The sequence below is a fragment of the Natronomonas sp. genome, from assembly GCF_028274965.1.
GTDB lineage: Archaea > Halobacteriota > Halobacteria > Halobacteriales > Haloarculaceae > Natronomonas.
On record NZ_JAQCNO010000008.1, the window covers coordinates 1 to 14,004 of the forward strand.

Sequence of the window (14,004 nt, forward strand, 5' to 3'; positions counted from 1 at the left end):
ACTCGTCGAACGTGTAGACCGGCTCGGCGGCGTCGACGAGTCCGTCGTCGTCGAGCGTCTCGGTGAGCAACTCGACGACCCGTTCGTCGTCGGACTTGACGTAGTTCGCCCCGTAGTCGTAGACGAGGTCTTCATGTCGCCGTGTTGCCGCGCGCCCACAGACGCCGCCGGACTTCTCCAAGACGGTGATCTCGGCGTCCGGAAGCGCCGTGTCGAGGACGAGTGCTCCCGCCGCCGCCGCCGCGCCCGCGCCGATGACTCCGATGGCTGGCATCGTCGTTGCTTGGGCCGCGTCGCCCTAACAGTTGTCGGGCGCGCGCTCCATGATCGACTCCAACAGCTTCGATTGGGCCGCAGAGAGATGCCCCCTGAGCGTCGCCGAGTTGATGTCCAAGGCGGCCGCGACCTCCTGTGCGTTTGCCCCCTTCGGGTGCTCGAAGTAGCCCATGTCGTAGGCGGTCTCTAAGACCTCCCGCTGGCGATCGGTCAACCGCCCGCGGTCGACGACGACGGTGTCGGCCCCGTTCGGGTCCCCCGAGTGGACGAGGTGTTCGAGACGGAGTTCGCCGAACTCCTCGCGGAGCGTCCCGACGATCTCCCGGAGCGTCTCGACGTCCGTCGGCCGGAAGACGACGCGCAACTCGCCGCGCTCCGAGCGGATGTCGACGACCGGACAGCCGAACGCCTCGATCCGCTCGCAGAAACACGGCTCGTCGTCGCGCTCGAAGCGGTACACGCTGTAGCGGTCGTCGCCGAAGACCTCCTCGGTCCCCTCGGGCGTCGCCGTCTGTCCCTCGATCTCGAACTCCTCGATCGCGGTGTCGGGCCCGCTTGTCCGCGTCACCGAGTCGATCCGCGAACCCGTCCGTTCGGCGGCCTCGGCGACGGGACACGCGCCCGGGTCCGAGACCCTGATCGCGGCTTCTAATCCCATGTGGCCCCGTCAGGGCGGGCGTCTCTTTTGCGTCCGCGTCGTTCCCGGGCGCCGGGAGACACCGAAAACGCTTATATGCCCCGCAGCGCCCGAACGGTGAATCATAAGTGCCGCGAGGCGTTGCACCGCGTATGACGATGGACCGCCGCGCCGAGATGTCGGCCGAAGCGACCGACGAGTTCCTCGGAGCCAACGAGACGGGCGTGTTGTCGCTGGCCCGGGCGGACGAACCGTACGCGATCCCGGTCTCGTACGGGTACGACCCGTCGGCGCGGCAGTTCTACATGCGGCTCGTCTCGGCGGAAAACAGCGACAAGCGGGCGTTCGTGGCCTCCGGCCGCGACGCGCGTCTCGTCGTCTACGACGGCGACGGCGACGCGTACCGAAGCGTCGTCGCGACCGGCGAGCTCTCGCGGATCGACCCCGAGGAGCTGACCGCCGCCGACATCCGACAGTACGGCGAAGCCAAGCGGCCGCTGTTTGAGGTCTGGCCGGAGGGGAAAGGCGACCTCGACATCGAACTCTACCGGCTCAACCCCGACACCGTGTCCGGACGATCGGTGTCGGTTTCCCGCGAGTAGCGTCCCCCGTCATCAGTGCTCCGACACCGCCTCGAAGTACGCCGCCTCCGCGCTCGCCGCGCAGACGGGACATCCCCCCGAGAGGATCGCCTCCCGCATCGGGTCGTTGACCTCGATCTCCTGGGTGCACTCCGGACAGACGAACAGGTGCGTGCTCATGCTCTGGGCGGGCGGCGATCGACCGGTACCCGACGTCTCAGCCGCCGGGAACATATACCGTTGGGTTCCCGACACGGTCAGTCGGCGGCCTCCGGCCCCCGCGCCGGCTCGGAGAGGCCGACGGTTATCCCCTCGGCGTCGCACAGCGACACCGTGACGTCCTCGAAACACCGGCGGTACTCGCTGGCGTGCTTGCCGTCCGAACTGAGCCGGACCCGCTCCTCGAGCAGCCCGGCGTCGGTCAGCTGCTCGACCTTCCGGTAGGTCGTCGAGCGGGGGATGTCACAACGCTCCGTGAGTTCGCCGGCGGTCAGCGCCTCCTCGGCCGTGGCCTCCAACAGCGCGCGACAGTCCGGGTCGTCGAGCGCCGCGAGCACCGCCTCCGAGTCGACCGACCGGCGCTCGGACCCGGGGCGTGCCGACCGTCGATCCTTCGGATCGCGTCCTCGACCGTGCTGGGCGGTCATCTGTGGTTCGGGGTACGCGCCCCTCCGCCGGGTAACCACGCCCTCAGTATGGAGGGTGGTTTATGTACGCCCGGCGGCGTCACCCGGGATATTTACGTCGCCGACGGCGTAGTCGACCCGATGGGAGCCGGTATCCGAGCCGAGATCCGCGTCGACGCCAACGGGACCTGCCCGGTCGTCGAGGCGTCCGCCGACCTCGGATCGCCGTCGCACACGATCGCGCGGAGCACAACCGCGAGCACCGAACGCGGCGTCACCGAGGAGTTCATGCTCGAGGCCGACCGCGCCCCGGCGGCGAGCGTCGAGCTCACCGAGGTCTTCGACTACGGCGCGAAGACGATGTACCGCTTCTCTCGCGAACGCGGCCGCGGCTGTCCCTGCGAGGCGATCGAGGAGTCCGACTGTCCGGTCGTGGACCTCCGCGCGGTCGACGGGCAGCTACACCTCGTCTTTCACGCCGTCGACATGGACGCCCTCCGGGACGCGCTTCTCGCGCTCCGGGAGCGGTACCCCGAGGTCGACGTCCGGCGACTCCTCCGGAGCGAACACGAGCCCCAGGAGGACGATCTGGTGCTTCTCGACCGGAGCCGCCTGACGGACCGCCAACGGGAGGTCCTGCGGACGGCACACGGGATGGGCTACTTCGAGCACCCGAAGGGCGCCAACGCCGGCGAGGTCGCCGCGGAGCTCGGGATCACGACGGCGACCTTCTCTGAGCACCTCGCGGCGGCCCAAACGAAGCTCCTTGAGGCCGTTCTCGAGGGCTGAACGGCGCGTCGGCCCGTCGCGGTCGCGTCACGTCATGTCGCGGTCGCGGCGCGGCCGAGCGAGCGTTGCTGTCAGCGCAGAACTTACGTCACCGACTCTCGAAGCTCCGGGTATGTCAGAAGTCGAGGTGTCTCTGCCGGACCGGATCGACAGCGAAATCGCCCGGCTCGTCGAACAGGGCGAGTTCCTCAACCGCGAACAGGCGATCGAGGAGCTGCTCTCGATGGGCGTCTCGGCGTACGCGCCGGCCGAGACGACCGACGACCCCGACGAGGACCTGTTCACGCAGATGACCGACGACCAACAGGACCCGGCCGCCCGCGGCGACGACGGCGACGAGTACACGCTCTGAACGGCCGCCCGGTCAGACGCGACGCCGCCGTGTTAGTACTTCGGATCGGCGCCCGACAGCTCGTAGACCTCGTCCATGATCCCGTTGCGGCGCGACCGCCAGCCGTCGAGCCCGTCGCGCCCCGTCGGGTACTCGTCGTAGATCGACTTCAGCTCCGTCGCGAGGTCGTTGAGCTGTTTTAGCTCCAGGAGCGTCCCCCAGTGGCCGAACGTCTCGATGGCCGTCTTGATCTTCAGCGGCCAGCTCATCGAGGTCGTCCCCTCGAGCGCGAGCGCGTCCGCGAGCTGCTGGCCCGGCATCGCGCTCACGATGTCGACCAGCTCGTTGACGTCGTAGGTCCCCGCCCAGATGTTATAGAGGTCCATCGCGGCAAAGCGCTTCCCGAAGTCCGTCTGGACACGGCGGTTGTACTCCCACAGCGCGTCCTCGTCGTCGCTTCGCCCCTCGGAGATCGCCTCGATCGCGGCTTCCGCGGCCCACGTTCCGGCCTTTGCGGCCCCCGGGATCCCGCCGCCGGTACAGGGGTTGACGTGGGCGGCGGCGTCGCCGACGGCCATATAGCCCGGTGCGACCGCCGAATCGTAGGGGCGACGCGTCGGCAGCGCCGCGCCGAGTTTGTCCTTGACGGTCGCCCCCTCGAACTCCGGGCGGTTCCGGACGTCGCGTTTGAGCTGCTCGACGAGCTGCATCGGCTCCTTGTTCATCTGAAAGCCCAACCCGACGTTGATCTCGGTCGGCGTCCGCGGGAAGTACCACAGGTAGCCGAGCTCGGCGGTCGGCTTGAACACGATGGCGTTGTCCCACTCGACGGGCTCGTCGATCTCGATGACCTCCCGGTAGGCCGAGCAGAACTGCTGGTAGTTGACGTTGGTGTCGAAGGTCGTCCCCTCGAAGTCGGTCTTGTCCTGCAGCAGCGACAGCGCGCCGGCGGCGTCGATGACGACGTCGGCCTCGTACTCGGTGACAGACCCGCGTTTCGTCGCGGTCACGCCCGTCACCGCGCCGTTCTGGACGACGTCCTGGACGACCGTCTCGTAGTGGATCTCGGCCCCGGCGCGTTCGGCTTCCTCCAACAGCACCTCGCCGTAGCGCTTCCGGTCGACGATCGCGCCGCTGCCGCCGCGAAAGCCGATGTCGAGGTTCTCGCCGGTGTCGGGGTTCTCGAAGCGCGCGAGGGTGATCCCCTCGTTGGTGAACGCTTCCTCGCGGAGGTAATCGAGATCGACGACGTCCGGGAACGTGCTCGTCCCCTTTATCGCGTCGCCGCAGGCGATCCGGCCGCCCTCCTCTTCGGTTTTCCGTTCGAGGACGGCGATGTCGAGGCCCTCTCTGGCCGCCGTCGCCGCGGCAAAACAGCCCGCTGTCCCGCCGCCGACGACGACGATGTCGTACGGTTCCGGAGGCATATATGTCCCTATAATCGTCCGGGATAAATAACCCATCCGTTCGGCGTGGACGCGCCCTGCGAGCGGCGCGTTCCGACATCGGTCTGGCGGTCCGGGGGTCGCCCCCGGCCGGGCGGGATGTCGGAACGGTTTTTCCGTCGACGGTCTTACCGAACGGTATGTCGAACGAACACACCGCCCCCGACAGGAGCGGCATGCCGGCATTGGGCCTCGGAACGTGGGAAAACGACGACCCCGAAGCCTGCCGAACGTCGGTCCGGACCGCGCTCGAAACCGGCTACCGACACGTCGACACCGCCCAGATATACCGCAACGAGGCGGCCGTCGGCGACGGTATCGCCGCCGCCGACGTCGACCGCGGGGAGGTCTTTCTCGCGACGAAGGTCTGGACGAACCGCCTCGGCCACGACGACGTCATCGAATCCACGAAAGAGAGCCTCGAACGATTGGGGACGGACTACCTCGACCTACTGTACGTCCATTGGCCCTCCGGCGACTACGACCCCGCCGAGACCCTTCCCGCCCTCGAGGAACTCCGCGAGGAGGGGCTCGTCGAACGGATCGGCGTCTCGAACTTCGAGCCGAGCCACATCGAGACCGCGCGGGAGGTCCTCGACGCGCCGATCTTCGCCAACCAAATCGAGGTTCATCCGCTGCTCCAACAGCGGCGGCTCCGGGAGTTCTGTGCGGACGCCGACATCGAACTCGTCGCGTACTCGCCGCTGGCCCGCGGCGACGTCTTCGGCGTCGACGTCCTCTCGGAGATCGCCGACGAGCGCGGCGTCAGCGAGGCACAGGTGAGCCTCGCGTGGCTCCGAGAGAAGGGGATCACGGCGATCCCGAAGGCGACCGGCGGCGACCACATCCGGGACAACTGGGCCTCCCTCGAGTTGACGCTGAGCGAGTCCGAAACGGAGCGGATCGACGCCCTCGAGGACGAACGCCGGAAGGTGGACCCCAGCTTCGCCCCCGAGGCCTGGTAGCCGATCGCGCCGCGGGCGGCCCGCCGCGAGGCCGGAACCTATTTTTGTGCCCGCAGGCAGTGATTCGGTATGTCAGACGGCGGTCTCGCCGAGGGGATCAGGATCGATGTCGTCCGGCTCCACGAGACGTGGATGGAACTCGTCTTCCCCAGACAGCGGACGGCCGTTCACAAGGTCCTCGGAAAGTGGAAGCCCCGGACCCGCGGCGATCGGGTGAAATACCGGGTCTGGGGCGCCCTCGGCGTGCCGATCGTCGTTGCCCTGTACCCGCTTTTGCTCGTCGGGTTCGCCGTCCGGTTCAACGCCCGCCGCTTCGACTCCGCCACCGCGAAACTCGGGCTCATCGGCGTCGTCGTCCTGACGGCGCTTCTGTGGGGCGGGCTGACCGCGCTGGCCCGGGTCCGACTCGCCTTCGACGGCTTCGTCGCGGTCGGCGTGGCGAGCGCCGTCGCGGTCGTCTCCGCGGGGCTGGCTGTGGCGTTCACGCGGCTCGGCGGCCGGATCACGACCGTCGTCTTCGGCTACCCCTTCGCGATGAACGCGGTCTTTCTGCCCCCCGTCGTCGCGGCGCTGTACGACCCCTCCCTGAGCGGCGTCCTCGAGCGGAGCGAGGCGCTCGCCATCTTCCTGCTCGACAATCTGCTGTACGTCTATGGCATCAACGACTACCTCCGGGCGTCGTTCAGCCTCGAGGGGATCGGCGTGGTGCTGATGTGGGTCGGGATCGCGACGCCGCTCGGCTGGCTGCTCGGGTTCGTGGTCACGCTCGCGGATTTGATCCGCCCCCGGTCGGACGACGGACAGGACGCCCCCCAGCGAACGACGCCGGAGCAGTAGCCTCCTCGCTTACTCGTCCCCGACCGATCCGTCGGCTCCCCGTTTCTCGCCGAATCCGGGGAGAACGCACGTCTCGATGGTGTCCACGCCGGCGATCCCGAGCGCGTCCCCCGGCTCGACCGTCCGCTCGCACTCCCCGTCAACGAGCAACTCGACGGGCGTCTCGTCGCGTTCGACGGAGAGCTCAACCGCGGCGATCGGCAGGATCCAGTGCCCGGCGGACATGGCGAACGGTGCAATCGGGACGACCGAGGCGACCCCCGTTCCGGCGGCGACGACCGGCCCGCCCGCGTTCCGGTTGTACCCGCGGCTGCCGGCCGGGGTCGAGACGACGACCCCGTCGGCCCGGAACTCGGCGATCCGGCCCGCCGGTCCGCCGACGGCGAACTCCGAGATCCGCGCCGGCTCCGCGCTCATCAACGCGACGTCGAAGACGGCGCGGGCGGAGCCGAACGCCCCCGATACGGCGACGACCGGGAGGCTGTCGGTCCGTTCGATCCCGCCGAGGGCGCGCTCGACGGCGGCTCCGACGCGCTCGCTCGGGACCGACGACGGGACGCCGGCCGCGACGGGCGATCTCGGCGACCGACGCCTCGCCGACGGCGAGGACGAACGCGACGCCCTCAAGCGCCGCGGCCCCGCCGACGACCGCGGTGGCTCCAGCCGCTTCGATCGCCCCGACGAAGCGCTCGTCGCCGACGAGACCGACCCGCTGTCCGCTCATTCATCGGACCGACGAACGGGGGGATAAAAATTCCCCGGTCGGACGACCCGAGGCCCCGGTGGCACGGGAGGTTTTTTGCCCTCGGCTCCGAGCACAGAGACATGCACGGCGTGCTCGAGGCGCGGCGGCCGGCGATCGAGGAGACCATCGAGTCGCTTCTCCCCCGGACGTTCGACGACGAGTACCTCGAGGACTTCTTCGGCGAACCGACCTACGAGTACGACGCGGAGACGATCCAGCGCGCGCTTTCTGACCCGATCTGGGAGCTCTTGGACCGCGGCGGGAAGCGCTGGCGGGCGATCCTGTTTTTGCTCTTCGTCGAGGCATTCGGCGACGACCCCGAGGCGTACCTCGAGTACGCCGCGATCCCGGAGATCCTGCACAACGGCACCATCATCGTCGACGACATCGAGGACGGCGCAACGCACCGCCGCGGCGCTCCGGCGCTGCACCGCGTCCACGGGGCGGACGTCGCGTTGAACGCCGGCAACGCGATGTACTTCCTGCCGCTGAAGATCATCACGCGCAACCCGGGGGAGCTCCCGCCCGAACTCCGGCTCGACGCCTACGAGATGCTGATGTACGAACTGAATCGGACGCACCTCGGACAGGGCGTCGACATCTGCTGGCACAACGAACAGGAGATCGACACCACCGAGGCGGAGTACCTGGAGATGTGCGCCTGCAAGACGGGCTGTCTCGGGCGGATCGTCGCCCGCCTGGCGGCCATCGTCACCGACTCCCGGGAGCACGAGCGCGCCGTCGCCGCCTACGCCGAGGAGATGTCTGTCGCGTTCCAGATCGCCGACGACGTCCTCGACGTCGAGCACGCCCTCGAGGAGGGCGGCGAGTTCGGCAAGGGCCTCGGCAACGACATCAGGGAGGGCAAACAGACGCTGATGGCGATCCACGCCGTCCGGAACGCCCCGCCCGAACAGGCGGCCAGACTCGAGGAACTGCTCTGGGACGAGGATAACACCGACGCGGAGGTCAAAGAGGCAGTCAGGATCCTCGAGTCGACGCGCAGTGTCGGGTACGCCCGCTCGGTCGCGGCCGACCTCTCGGAGTCGGCCAAGGCACACCTCGAAGGGCTCGATCTCGCCCCCGAACCGAGCGCGAAACTCGCCGCCTTCGCCGATTTCGTCGTCGAACGGGACGTCTGATCCCGCCGTTCGCGCCCGAACGCGCGGACGATCTCACCCCCCGTACACGCTCGTCGCGTCGAACCCGAGTTCCTCCACGCCGCTGACGATTTCGTCCTGGTCGGCTGTCGCCTCGTAGTAAAACACGACGTCGTAGGTCCCCTCCCGGATCAGCTGCTGGCACTCCCAGACGAACGCCTCCTCCTCGAGGGTGAGCCCCTGGTGTTGGTTGACGCCGAACTCCTCGTCGTCGGTCCCCGAGTACACGAACGTCTCCGTGGGGTCGAGCCCCGCCGCCTCGGCGATCACGTCGCCGACGTCGATGGTCGCTTGATGCAGCGTCGGCTCCTCGTCGCTCGTGAGATCCGTGTCGACGATGACGCCGTTGAGCCGGATCTCACCCGGCTCCAAGAGCGCCTCGGTCCGGGCGTACAGGTCGTCATCGATCGGTTCGCTCATGGGCGATCAATCGTCGCCGAGCGTAATACCGGTCACGGTACGACGACGCGCCCGGGCGACGGGGCGGGTCACGTCGGGGCGTCCGATCTTTCACCCCGAGGTCGGCAGGTTCCTCCACGCTCGTCGGCTCTCCCACCCGTGCATTTATGTAAAATCGGGTCCGAGTTCGCGTATGGCCGCCTACCGCCGGCCGGTACTGCGGAACCTCTTCGACGAGTCGCCCACGCCACACATCGCCCACCCGCCGCGCACCCACCGCCGGGACTTCTATCTCGCGACCGACGGTTCGTATCGCGCCGACCGCGACGGCGGGCTGGGCGTCGTCATCGAAACGCGGGACGGGACGCGGGTCGCCCGGCTTTCGGTCCCCGACGCGGTCCCCGACAACAACGTCGCCGAGTACCGGGCGCTCCACCTCGGGCTCGACGTGCTTGCGGCCCGCGTGCCCGGCGAGGTCCGGGTGGGCGTGCTCATCGACCACGACGGCCTCGCCGCCAACGTCAACCGGGCGACGCTCGCCGGGAAGGGTCCCGACCCGCGGCCGCCGCACCCGTTCCGGCTGCCCCGCGAGACCGACCACCACTGGCGGGGCATCCGCGCCCGCGTCGCCGGGTTCGCCGAACTCCGCGCGGCGCGCATCGACAGCGGCGAGAACCCCGCACACCCCCTCGCGAACGCCCCGGAGCGCTACGACCACGTCAACCGGGAGCCCGACCGGTGTGTCCTCCCGTACGACGACGAACGGTGGCGGGCCCCGGGCGACGACCGGTACCCGCCGCCCTCCCGGGCCGACCGCGAGCGCTCCGGCGGCGTCGACGGCGAACCGGCCTCCGACTGATCGCTCTCGTAACTCCACGGGTTCGGACCGACACGCCGCGTCGCGCGCCGACGAGTCCGCGCGTCAGACCGTCTCGTCGGTGACCCCCTCGATGCCGTCTTCGGTGATCCGAAAGCGGGCCGTCTGCCCGGCCGCCCTCGACCCGTGCTTCTCGAGCGTCGCCCGGCGGTTGCCGCCCCGGAACCGCTCGAGCCGGACGACGACGCCGGACCAGTGCGTCAGCGTGTGGCCGCCGAGCGCGCGCGCACGGGACGACCCGGCTTCCGGGTCGGTGTACACCTGGTTCGTGATGCAGACGGCGAGGTCGTGTCGCCGTGCGAGCGCGAGCAGTTGGGTGACCTGCTTTGCGACCGCGCGGAGCGTCTCCCCGTCGTCGTCGTCGTCCCGTTCGAGCCGGTAGAACCCCGTCGCGCTGTCGAGGACAACGAGATCGACGCTCTCGGCGAGGTCGCCCGCGTCCCGGACCGCCTCCCGCTGTTCGTCGAAATCGAGCGCGTCGGAGACGATGACGCGCCCCGCGATCGTGTCGACGTCGACGCCGTCGGCCGCGCCGCGGGACAGCGCCTCGAACCTGTCGAGCGATACGCCCTCGGTGTCGATGTACAGCGCCTTCCCGCCGGCCGCTGCGGCCTGTACGGACGCCGACAGCGCGAGGTTCGTCTTCCCCGCGGCCGGCGGACCGTACAGTTGCGTGACGACGCCGCGCTCGAGACCGCCGCCGAGCAGCGAGTCGACCGTCTCACAGCCCGTCGGGATCGGCTCGTTCACGCGCTTTCCTTCGGCGTGTTCGATTAAAAACCCACGCACACGGTGGAGCCGTCCCACCCCGTTTCGCTCCGTCCCGACATACCCCGCCCGCTCCTGCCGGGCCGTTCGACCTTCCTTGACGGGCGCCGCGAAGAAACGACTATGACTCGGCGAGGAAAAGAGAGGGCCGTGATAGTCGTCGCGACGGCGGACTTCGAGGTGTATCACGGCGTCGTGGGGGAGTTGCGCGACCGCGGCGTCGAGTTCACGACGACCGAACCCGGCGACGACCTGCCCGAACGCGCCACCGTCGCCGTCGTCGGCCCCGAGGACGAACACCCACCGGTGCGAACGGTTCGCGCCCGCCCCGACCGACCGCGGGAGGCAGTCGAGGAGGCCCTCTCGGCGCTCCGGGGCGACCGAGGCCGCACCGTCGTCGGTATCGACCCCGGGGACAAGCCGGGCATCGCGGTGCTCTCTGGCGGGACCGTCGTCGCGGCGTTTCAGGTCCCCGTGGCCGACGTTTCGGACGTCGTCACAGAGGAGCTCGAGGGGGCGGCCGACCCGGTGGTCCGGATCGGCGACGGCGCGCGCCTGAGGGGGGCCGCGATCGTCGACGAACTCGAGGACGTCCGCGTCGAGTTGGTCGACGAGACCGGCACAACGCCGTACCAGGGCGCCGGCGTCCGCGGGATGGGCGACGTGCTGGCGGCGGTCAACATCGCCCGCCTCGAGGGCGAGACCATCGAATCGCGCGACATCGAACCCACCGCCGGCGAGATCCGTCTGGTACAGGAGCGATCCAGGGAGCGAGGCGACGACGGCCGGAGCATCGACGAGACGCTCGCGAGGCGCGTCGCCCTCGGCGAGCTGTCGATGGCCGAGGCGCTGCGCCGCCACCGCGGCGGGTGAGCGCCGACGGCGGCCGGCGTGAACCCGATCCATTCAAGTGCGCGCCCGGACACGTTCGTGTATGAACCACGCTCGGTCCGCGAAGAAGCGAACGGGTGGCCGTCGTCGGAACGTCCGGAAGAAACGGAAGCACGAACTCGGCTCCGCACCGACCGAAACGCAGGTCGGCGACCACCGGCTGAAGATCGTCGAGACCCACGGCGGCAACCGGAAAGTCCGCGCGATCGAGGCCGACACCGCGAGCGTCGCCACCGACGACGGCGTCACGAGCGCGACGATCGAGGACGTCGTCGAGAACCCCTCGAACCCCAACTACGTCCGCCGGAACATCATCACGAAGGGCGCGATCGTCGAGACCGACGTCGGCCCCGCCCGCGTCACCTCCCGGCCGGGACAGGACGGCCTCATCAACGCGGTTCTCGTCGCGGAGTAACGCCCCCTTCGCCGTCCGTCTCTGTTTCAATACCCCCTCTCGCATTCCGATTTCTCCCTCACCAGATCCGGGACCGCCGAGAACAAACCCCCGGCGGGGCCGCGGTACGGTGTTCGGTGCGCACTGGTGGCGGGAAGGCATACGTCGCGTGGCCGTAGGAAACGCGATAATAAAAGCAGCGATCGTAATTCTGGCGGGAGCGGACGGCCACGACAACCTCGGACGCATGTCCAACGGTCTCGAAGCGGCCCGGGGGTTCGCCGAGAACGACGGCGACGAACTTGAACTCATCTTCGACGGGGCTAGCACGCGGTGGATCCTCGAACTCGAAGACGAGGACAGCGACCACCACGAACTCTACCAGGCGGTCCGACAGGACACGTCCGCCTGGGGGCACTGCTCGGGCGCCTTCGGGGTCGAGGACGCCGTGAGCGACGCGGGCGTCGAGTTCGCCGACGAGTCCAACGGGCACCCGAGCCTCCGGGCGCTCGTCGAGGACGGCTACGAGATCATCACCTTCTGAGCGGCCCGCGGCCCGTCCCGGCGCACCGCCCGGCGAGGTGCGGGCGGCGTCCCGGAAGTATTATATGCGTGCGACTGATCGTATCTGGTGATGGCAACCGGAACGGTCGATTTCTTCAACGACACTGGCGGCTACGGCTTTATTGACACTGAGGACGCGGACGAGGACGTCTTCTTCCACATGGAGGATGTCGGCGGCCCGGACCTCGAGGAAGGGCAGGAGGTCGAGTTCGACATCGAGGAGGCCGACAAAGGCCCCCGCGCGACGAACCTGACGCGCCTGTAAACGCCGACCGCGGACGCATCGCTTTCGAACAATTTCTTTTCGCCCGTAGCCACGCGCACGCCGATCGAGTGCGCCTCGCGCCCGGCTTCAGGCCGGCCCCAACAGGCGGTTCACGTGGGACTCGAACCGCTCTGGAACCGCCTCCCGGAGGCGTTCGACGCTCGTTTCGCCGCCGCGGTTCACCAGGTGACACCGCCCTCTGACGTCGTCGTAGACGGTCTGGAAGTCGTAGACGACGCCGAGGACGGTGACCGACGCCGGTACGGCGTCGTCGGTCCGGAGGTACTCGACCTGCCGGTCGACGTTGTACTCGACCAACCGGTCGACGAGGCCGACCTCGCCGTCGGCCGAGACGCGGGGGTCCTCGAGTCCGGCCGCGACGATGGGCCGCAGCGAGTCGATGCGGGCCTGGACGCCCGGCGGTCGGTCCTCGGCGGTGTCGCCCCGGACCGCCCCGAGCGTCGCGGTGACGGCCCCACAGCCCGTGTGACCGACGACCACCGCGACGTCGGTGTCGGTGTATCTGATCGGGTACGCGATGTCGCCGCTGAGGACGCGGTCGCCCTCGTGGACGTCGGACACCTGGTTGCCGATGTTGCCGGCCGCAAAGAGCCACCCCGGGGTGTCGACGGCCCACATCCCCCCCTGCGGGACGCGGGAGTCCGAACAGCAGACCGAGACGACGGCCGGCTCCTGTCCGGCCTCGACGCCGTCGAAGTAGTCGTCCGACAGCGAGTCCGTGTGCCGGAGGTTGCGTTCGAACAGTTCGACGAGCGTCGTCTTGGGCATGGGTGCTGCTGTGGCCCCCGGAGAATAACGCCTCTGGCTCGCCGCCGGGACGCTCGAATCGGCCCCCGACGCCTGTGCCGGAAGCCGAACGCTCAGCGTCGGGAAACGCTCCTTCGGTGTCGGACCGATCAGGCGTCGAACTCGAGTTCGGCGTTCTCGTATAGCTCCTCGAAGTCCCGCTCGCGGTCGCGCGCCTCGAGCGTCCGCTGTATCTCGTGTCGGCGCCGCTGTTCGCGCTTCGTTCGGCCCTTTCGTTCGCGCCCGCGTTTCGTGTCCGGCATAGTCATGTCATACCATGCCATGAACACGTATAGTTCTATCGCCGGTACGGGCCGCCCGATCGACCGCTCCGCCCGGCTCAGACGGGCGGTTCGCCGGCTAACTCGTCGCGGTCGTGCGGCGCGTCGAACGCCGGATCGGGGCCCATCGGGACGATCCGCTTTGGGCTCACGTCGGGGTGGGTGGTGTAGTAGTGCTCCGTGATGTGCTCCATCCGCGTCGTCTCGCCGAAGCCGGGCGTCTGATAGAGGTCCCGGAGGTACGGCCAGAGGTTGTCGTACTCGCGGATCAGCTTGTGGTTGCACATAAAGTGGGTGTGGTACACCTCGTCGAACCTGACGAGGGTGGTGTACATCGCGATGTCGGCCTCGGTGAGCCGGTCGCCG

The 14,004-nt window shown here is 68.9% G+C and carries 22 protein-coding genes; 11 read left to right on the top strand and 11 right to left on the bottom strand.

Annotated features, from left to right (window positions below):
• Window positions 1-274, bottom strand: a 274-nt coding sequence (locus Q0916_RS01260) for an NAD(P)-binding protein (protein WP_299233265.1), incomplete at its 3' end; no start/stop codon positions are given.
• Window positions 275-298: 24 nt separating this feature from the next.
• On the bottom strand, window positions 299-934 hold the full coding sequence (locus tag Q0916_RS01265) for a helix-turn-helix domain-containing protein (RefSeq protein ID WP_299233268.1): 636 nt from the start codon (window positions 932-934) through the stop codon (window positions 299-301).
• 131 nt (window positions 935-1,065) lie between these two features.
• Here Q0916_RS01265 and Q0916_RS01270 point away from each other — a divergent pair, with 131 nt between their 5' ends.
• Window positions 1,066-1,515 (top strand): pyridoxamine 5'-phosphate oxidase family protein, encoded by a 450-nt coding sequence (locus Q0916_RS01270; RefSeq protein WP_299233271.1) that lies wholly within the window; start codon window positions 1,066-1,068, stop codon window positions 1,513-1,515.
• Window positions 1,516-1,527: 12 nt separating this feature from the next.
• Here Q0916_RS01270 and Q0916_RS01275 read toward each other — a convergent pair whose 3' ends face one another.
• Both Q0916_RS01275 and Q0916_RS01280 read right to left on the bottom strand, forming a co-directional pair.
• The gene (locus tag Q0916_RS01275) at window positions 1,528-1,674 is read right to left on the bottom strand and encodes a DUF7560 family zinc ribbon protein (protein ID WP_299233274.1); all 147 of its coding nucleotides are present in this window, start codon (window positions 1,672-1,674) and stop codon (window positions 1,528-1,530) included.
• 77 nt (window positions 1,675-1,751) lie between these two features.
• Window positions 1,752-2,141, bottom strand: coding sequence for a winged helix-turn-helix domain-containing protein (locus Q0916_RS01280; protein WP_299233277.1), 390 nt, complete (start codon window positions 2,139-2,141; stop codon window positions 1,752-1,754).
• Between the two features lie 120 nt (window positions 2,142-2,261).
• Between Q0916_RS01280 and Q0916_RS01285 the strand changes: the two genes are divergently transcribed.
• Together Q0916_RS01285 and Q0916_RS01290 are read left to right on the top strand one after the other, a co-directional pair.
• A complete protein-coding gene (locus Q0916_RS01285) occupies window positions 2,262-2,909 on the top strand; it encodes a helix-turn-helix domain-containing protein (RefSeq protein ID WP_299233280.1) in 648 nt (215 codons plus the stop codon).
• A gap of 112 nt (window positions 2,910-3,021) precedes the next feature.
• The gene (locus Q0916_RS01290) at window positions 3,022-3,261 is read left to right on the top strand and encodes a DUF7120 family protein (RefSeq protein WP_299233283.1); all 240 of its coding nucleotides are present in this window, start codon (window positions 3,022-3,024) and stop codon (window positions 3,259-3,261) included.
• 32 nt (window positions 3,262-3,293) lie between these two features.
• Here Q0916_RS01290 and Q0916_RS01295 read toward each other — a convergent pair whose 3' ends face one another.
• Window positions 3,294-4,667, bottom strand: a complete 1,374-nt coding sequence (locus Q0916_RS01295; RefSeq protein WP_299233286.1) for a geranylgeranyl reductase family protein — start codon at window positions 4,665-4,667, stop codon at window positions 3,294-3,296.
• Between the two features lie 194 nt (window positions 4,668-4,861).
• Here Q0916_RS01295 and Q0916_RS01300 point away from each other — a divergent pair, with 194 nt between their 5' ends.
• A complete protein-coding gene (locus Q0916_RS01300) occupies window positions 4,862-5,650 on the top strand; it encodes an aldo/keto reductase (protein WP_299233322.1) in 789 nt (262 codons plus the stop codon).
• A 69-nt stretch (window positions 5,651-5,719) separates the two neighbouring features.
• Window positions 5,720-6,487: a hypothetical protein gene (locus Q0916_RS01305; protein WP_299233289.1), complete on the top strand. Its 768-nt coding sequence runs from the start codon at window positions 5,720-5,722 to the stop codon at window positions 6,485-6,487.
• 9 nt (window positions 6,488-6,496) lie between these two features.
• On the opposite strand, the gene Q0916_RS01310 is transcribed toward Q0916_RS01305, so the two are convergent.
• On the bottom strand, window positions 6,497-6,904 hold the full coding sequence (locus Q0916_RS01310) for a hypothetical protein (RefSeq protein ID WP_299233324.1): 408 nt from the start codon (window positions 6,902-6,904) through the stop codon (window positions 6,497-6,499).
• A 408-nt stretch (window positions 6,905-7,312) separates the two neighbouring features.
• On the opposite strand from Q0916_RS01310, the gene Q0916_RS01315 reads away from it, so the two are divergent.
• Window positions 7,313-8,374 (top strand): polyprenyl synthetase family protein, encoded by a 1,062-nt coding sequence (locus Q0916_RS01315; protein ID WP_299233292.1) that lies wholly within the window; start codon window positions 7,313-7,315, stop codon window positions 8,372-8,374.
• A 33-nt stretch (window positions 8,375-8,407) separates the two neighbouring features.
• Here the strand turns inward: Q0916_RS01315 and Q0916_RS01320 are convergent, their stop codons facing one another.
• The gene (locus Q0916_RS01320; protein ID WP_299233295.1) at window positions 8,408-8,812 is read right to left on the bottom strand and encodes a DUF5778 family protein; all 405 of its coding nucleotides are present in this window, start codon (window positions 8,810-8,812) and stop codon (window positions 8,408-8,410) included.
• A 172-nt stretch (window positions 8,813-8,984) separates the two neighbouring features.
• Between Q0916_RS01320 and Q0916_RS01325 the strand changes: the two genes are divergently transcribed.
• The gene (locus Q0916_RS01325) at window positions 8,985-9,650 is read left to right on the top strand and encodes a ribonuclease HI (protein WP_299233298.1); all 666 of its coding nucleotides are present in this window, start codon (window positions 8,985-8,987) and stop codon (window positions 9,648-9,650) included.
• Window positions 9,651-9,713: 63 nt separating this feature from the next.
• Here the strand turns inward: Q0916_RS01325 and radB are convergent, their stop codons facing one another.
• A complete protein-coding gene (radB, locus tag Q0916_RS01330; RefSeq protein ID WP_299233301.1) occupies window positions 9,714-10,418 on the bottom strand; it encodes a DNA repair and recombination protein RadB in 705 nt (234 codons plus the stop codon).
• A 168-nt stretch (window positions 10,419-10,586) separates the two neighbouring features.
• Between radB and Q0916_RS01335 the strand changes: the two genes are divergently transcribed.
• The 4 genes from Q0916_RS01335 (at window position 10,587) to Q0916_RS01350 (ending at window position 12,550) form a co-directional block, all read left to right on the top strand.
• Window positions 10,587-11,309, top strand: coding sequence for a hypothetical protein (locus tag Q0916_RS01335; protein ID WP_299233304.1), 723 nt, complete (start codon window positions 10,587-10,589; stop codon window positions 11,307-11,309).
• A gap of 61 nt (window positions 11,310-11,370) precedes the next feature.
• Entirely contained in the window at window positions 11,371-11,742 is a 372-nt protein-coding gene (locus tag Q0916_RS01340) for a 30S ribosomal protein S8e (protein WP_299233306.1), read from the top strand.
• A gap of 166 nt (window positions 11,743-11,908) precedes the next feature.
• Complete coding sequence (locus Q0916_RS01345; protein ID WP_349254489.1) at window positions 11,909-12,265, top strand: hypothetical protein; 357 nt, start codon at window positions 11,909-11,911, stop codon at window positions 12,263-12,265.
• A 90-nt stretch (window positions 12,266-12,355) separates the two neighbouring features.
• The gene (locus Q0916_RS01350) at window positions 12,356-12,550 is read left to right on the top strand and encodes a cold-shock protein (RefSeq protein ID WP_015408520.1); all 195 of its coding nucleotides are present in this window, start codon (window positions 12,356-12,358) and stop codon (window positions 12,548-12,550) included.
• Between the two features lie 87 nt (window positions 12,551-12,637).
• Here Q0916_RS01350 and Q0916_RS01355 read toward each other — a convergent pair whose 3' ends face one another.
• From Q0916_RS01355 to Q0916_RS01365, 3 genes are all read right to left on the bottom strand, one after another.
• Window positions 12,638-13,339 carry a carbonic anhydrase gene (locus Q0916_RS01355; RefSeq protein ID WP_299233318.1) on the bottom strand — a complete coding sequence of 234 codons (702 nt, stop codon included), beginning with the start codon at window positions 13,337-13,339 and terminating at the stop codon, window positions 12,638-12,640.
• Between the two features lie 128 nt (window positions 13,340-13,467).
• The gene (locus Q0916_RS01360; RefSeq protein ID WP_299233320.1) at window positions 13,468-13,626 is read right to left on the bottom strand and encodes a hypothetical protein; all 159 of its coding nucleotides are present in this window, start codon (window positions 13,624-13,626) and stop codon (window positions 13,468-13,470) included.
• 71 nt (window positions 13,627-13,697) lie between these two features.
• A partial coding sequence (locus tag Q0916_RS01365; protein ID WP_349254488.1) for a glutathione S-transferase C-terminal domain-containing protein occupies window positions 13,698-14,004 on the bottom strand: 307 nt, incomplete at its 5' end.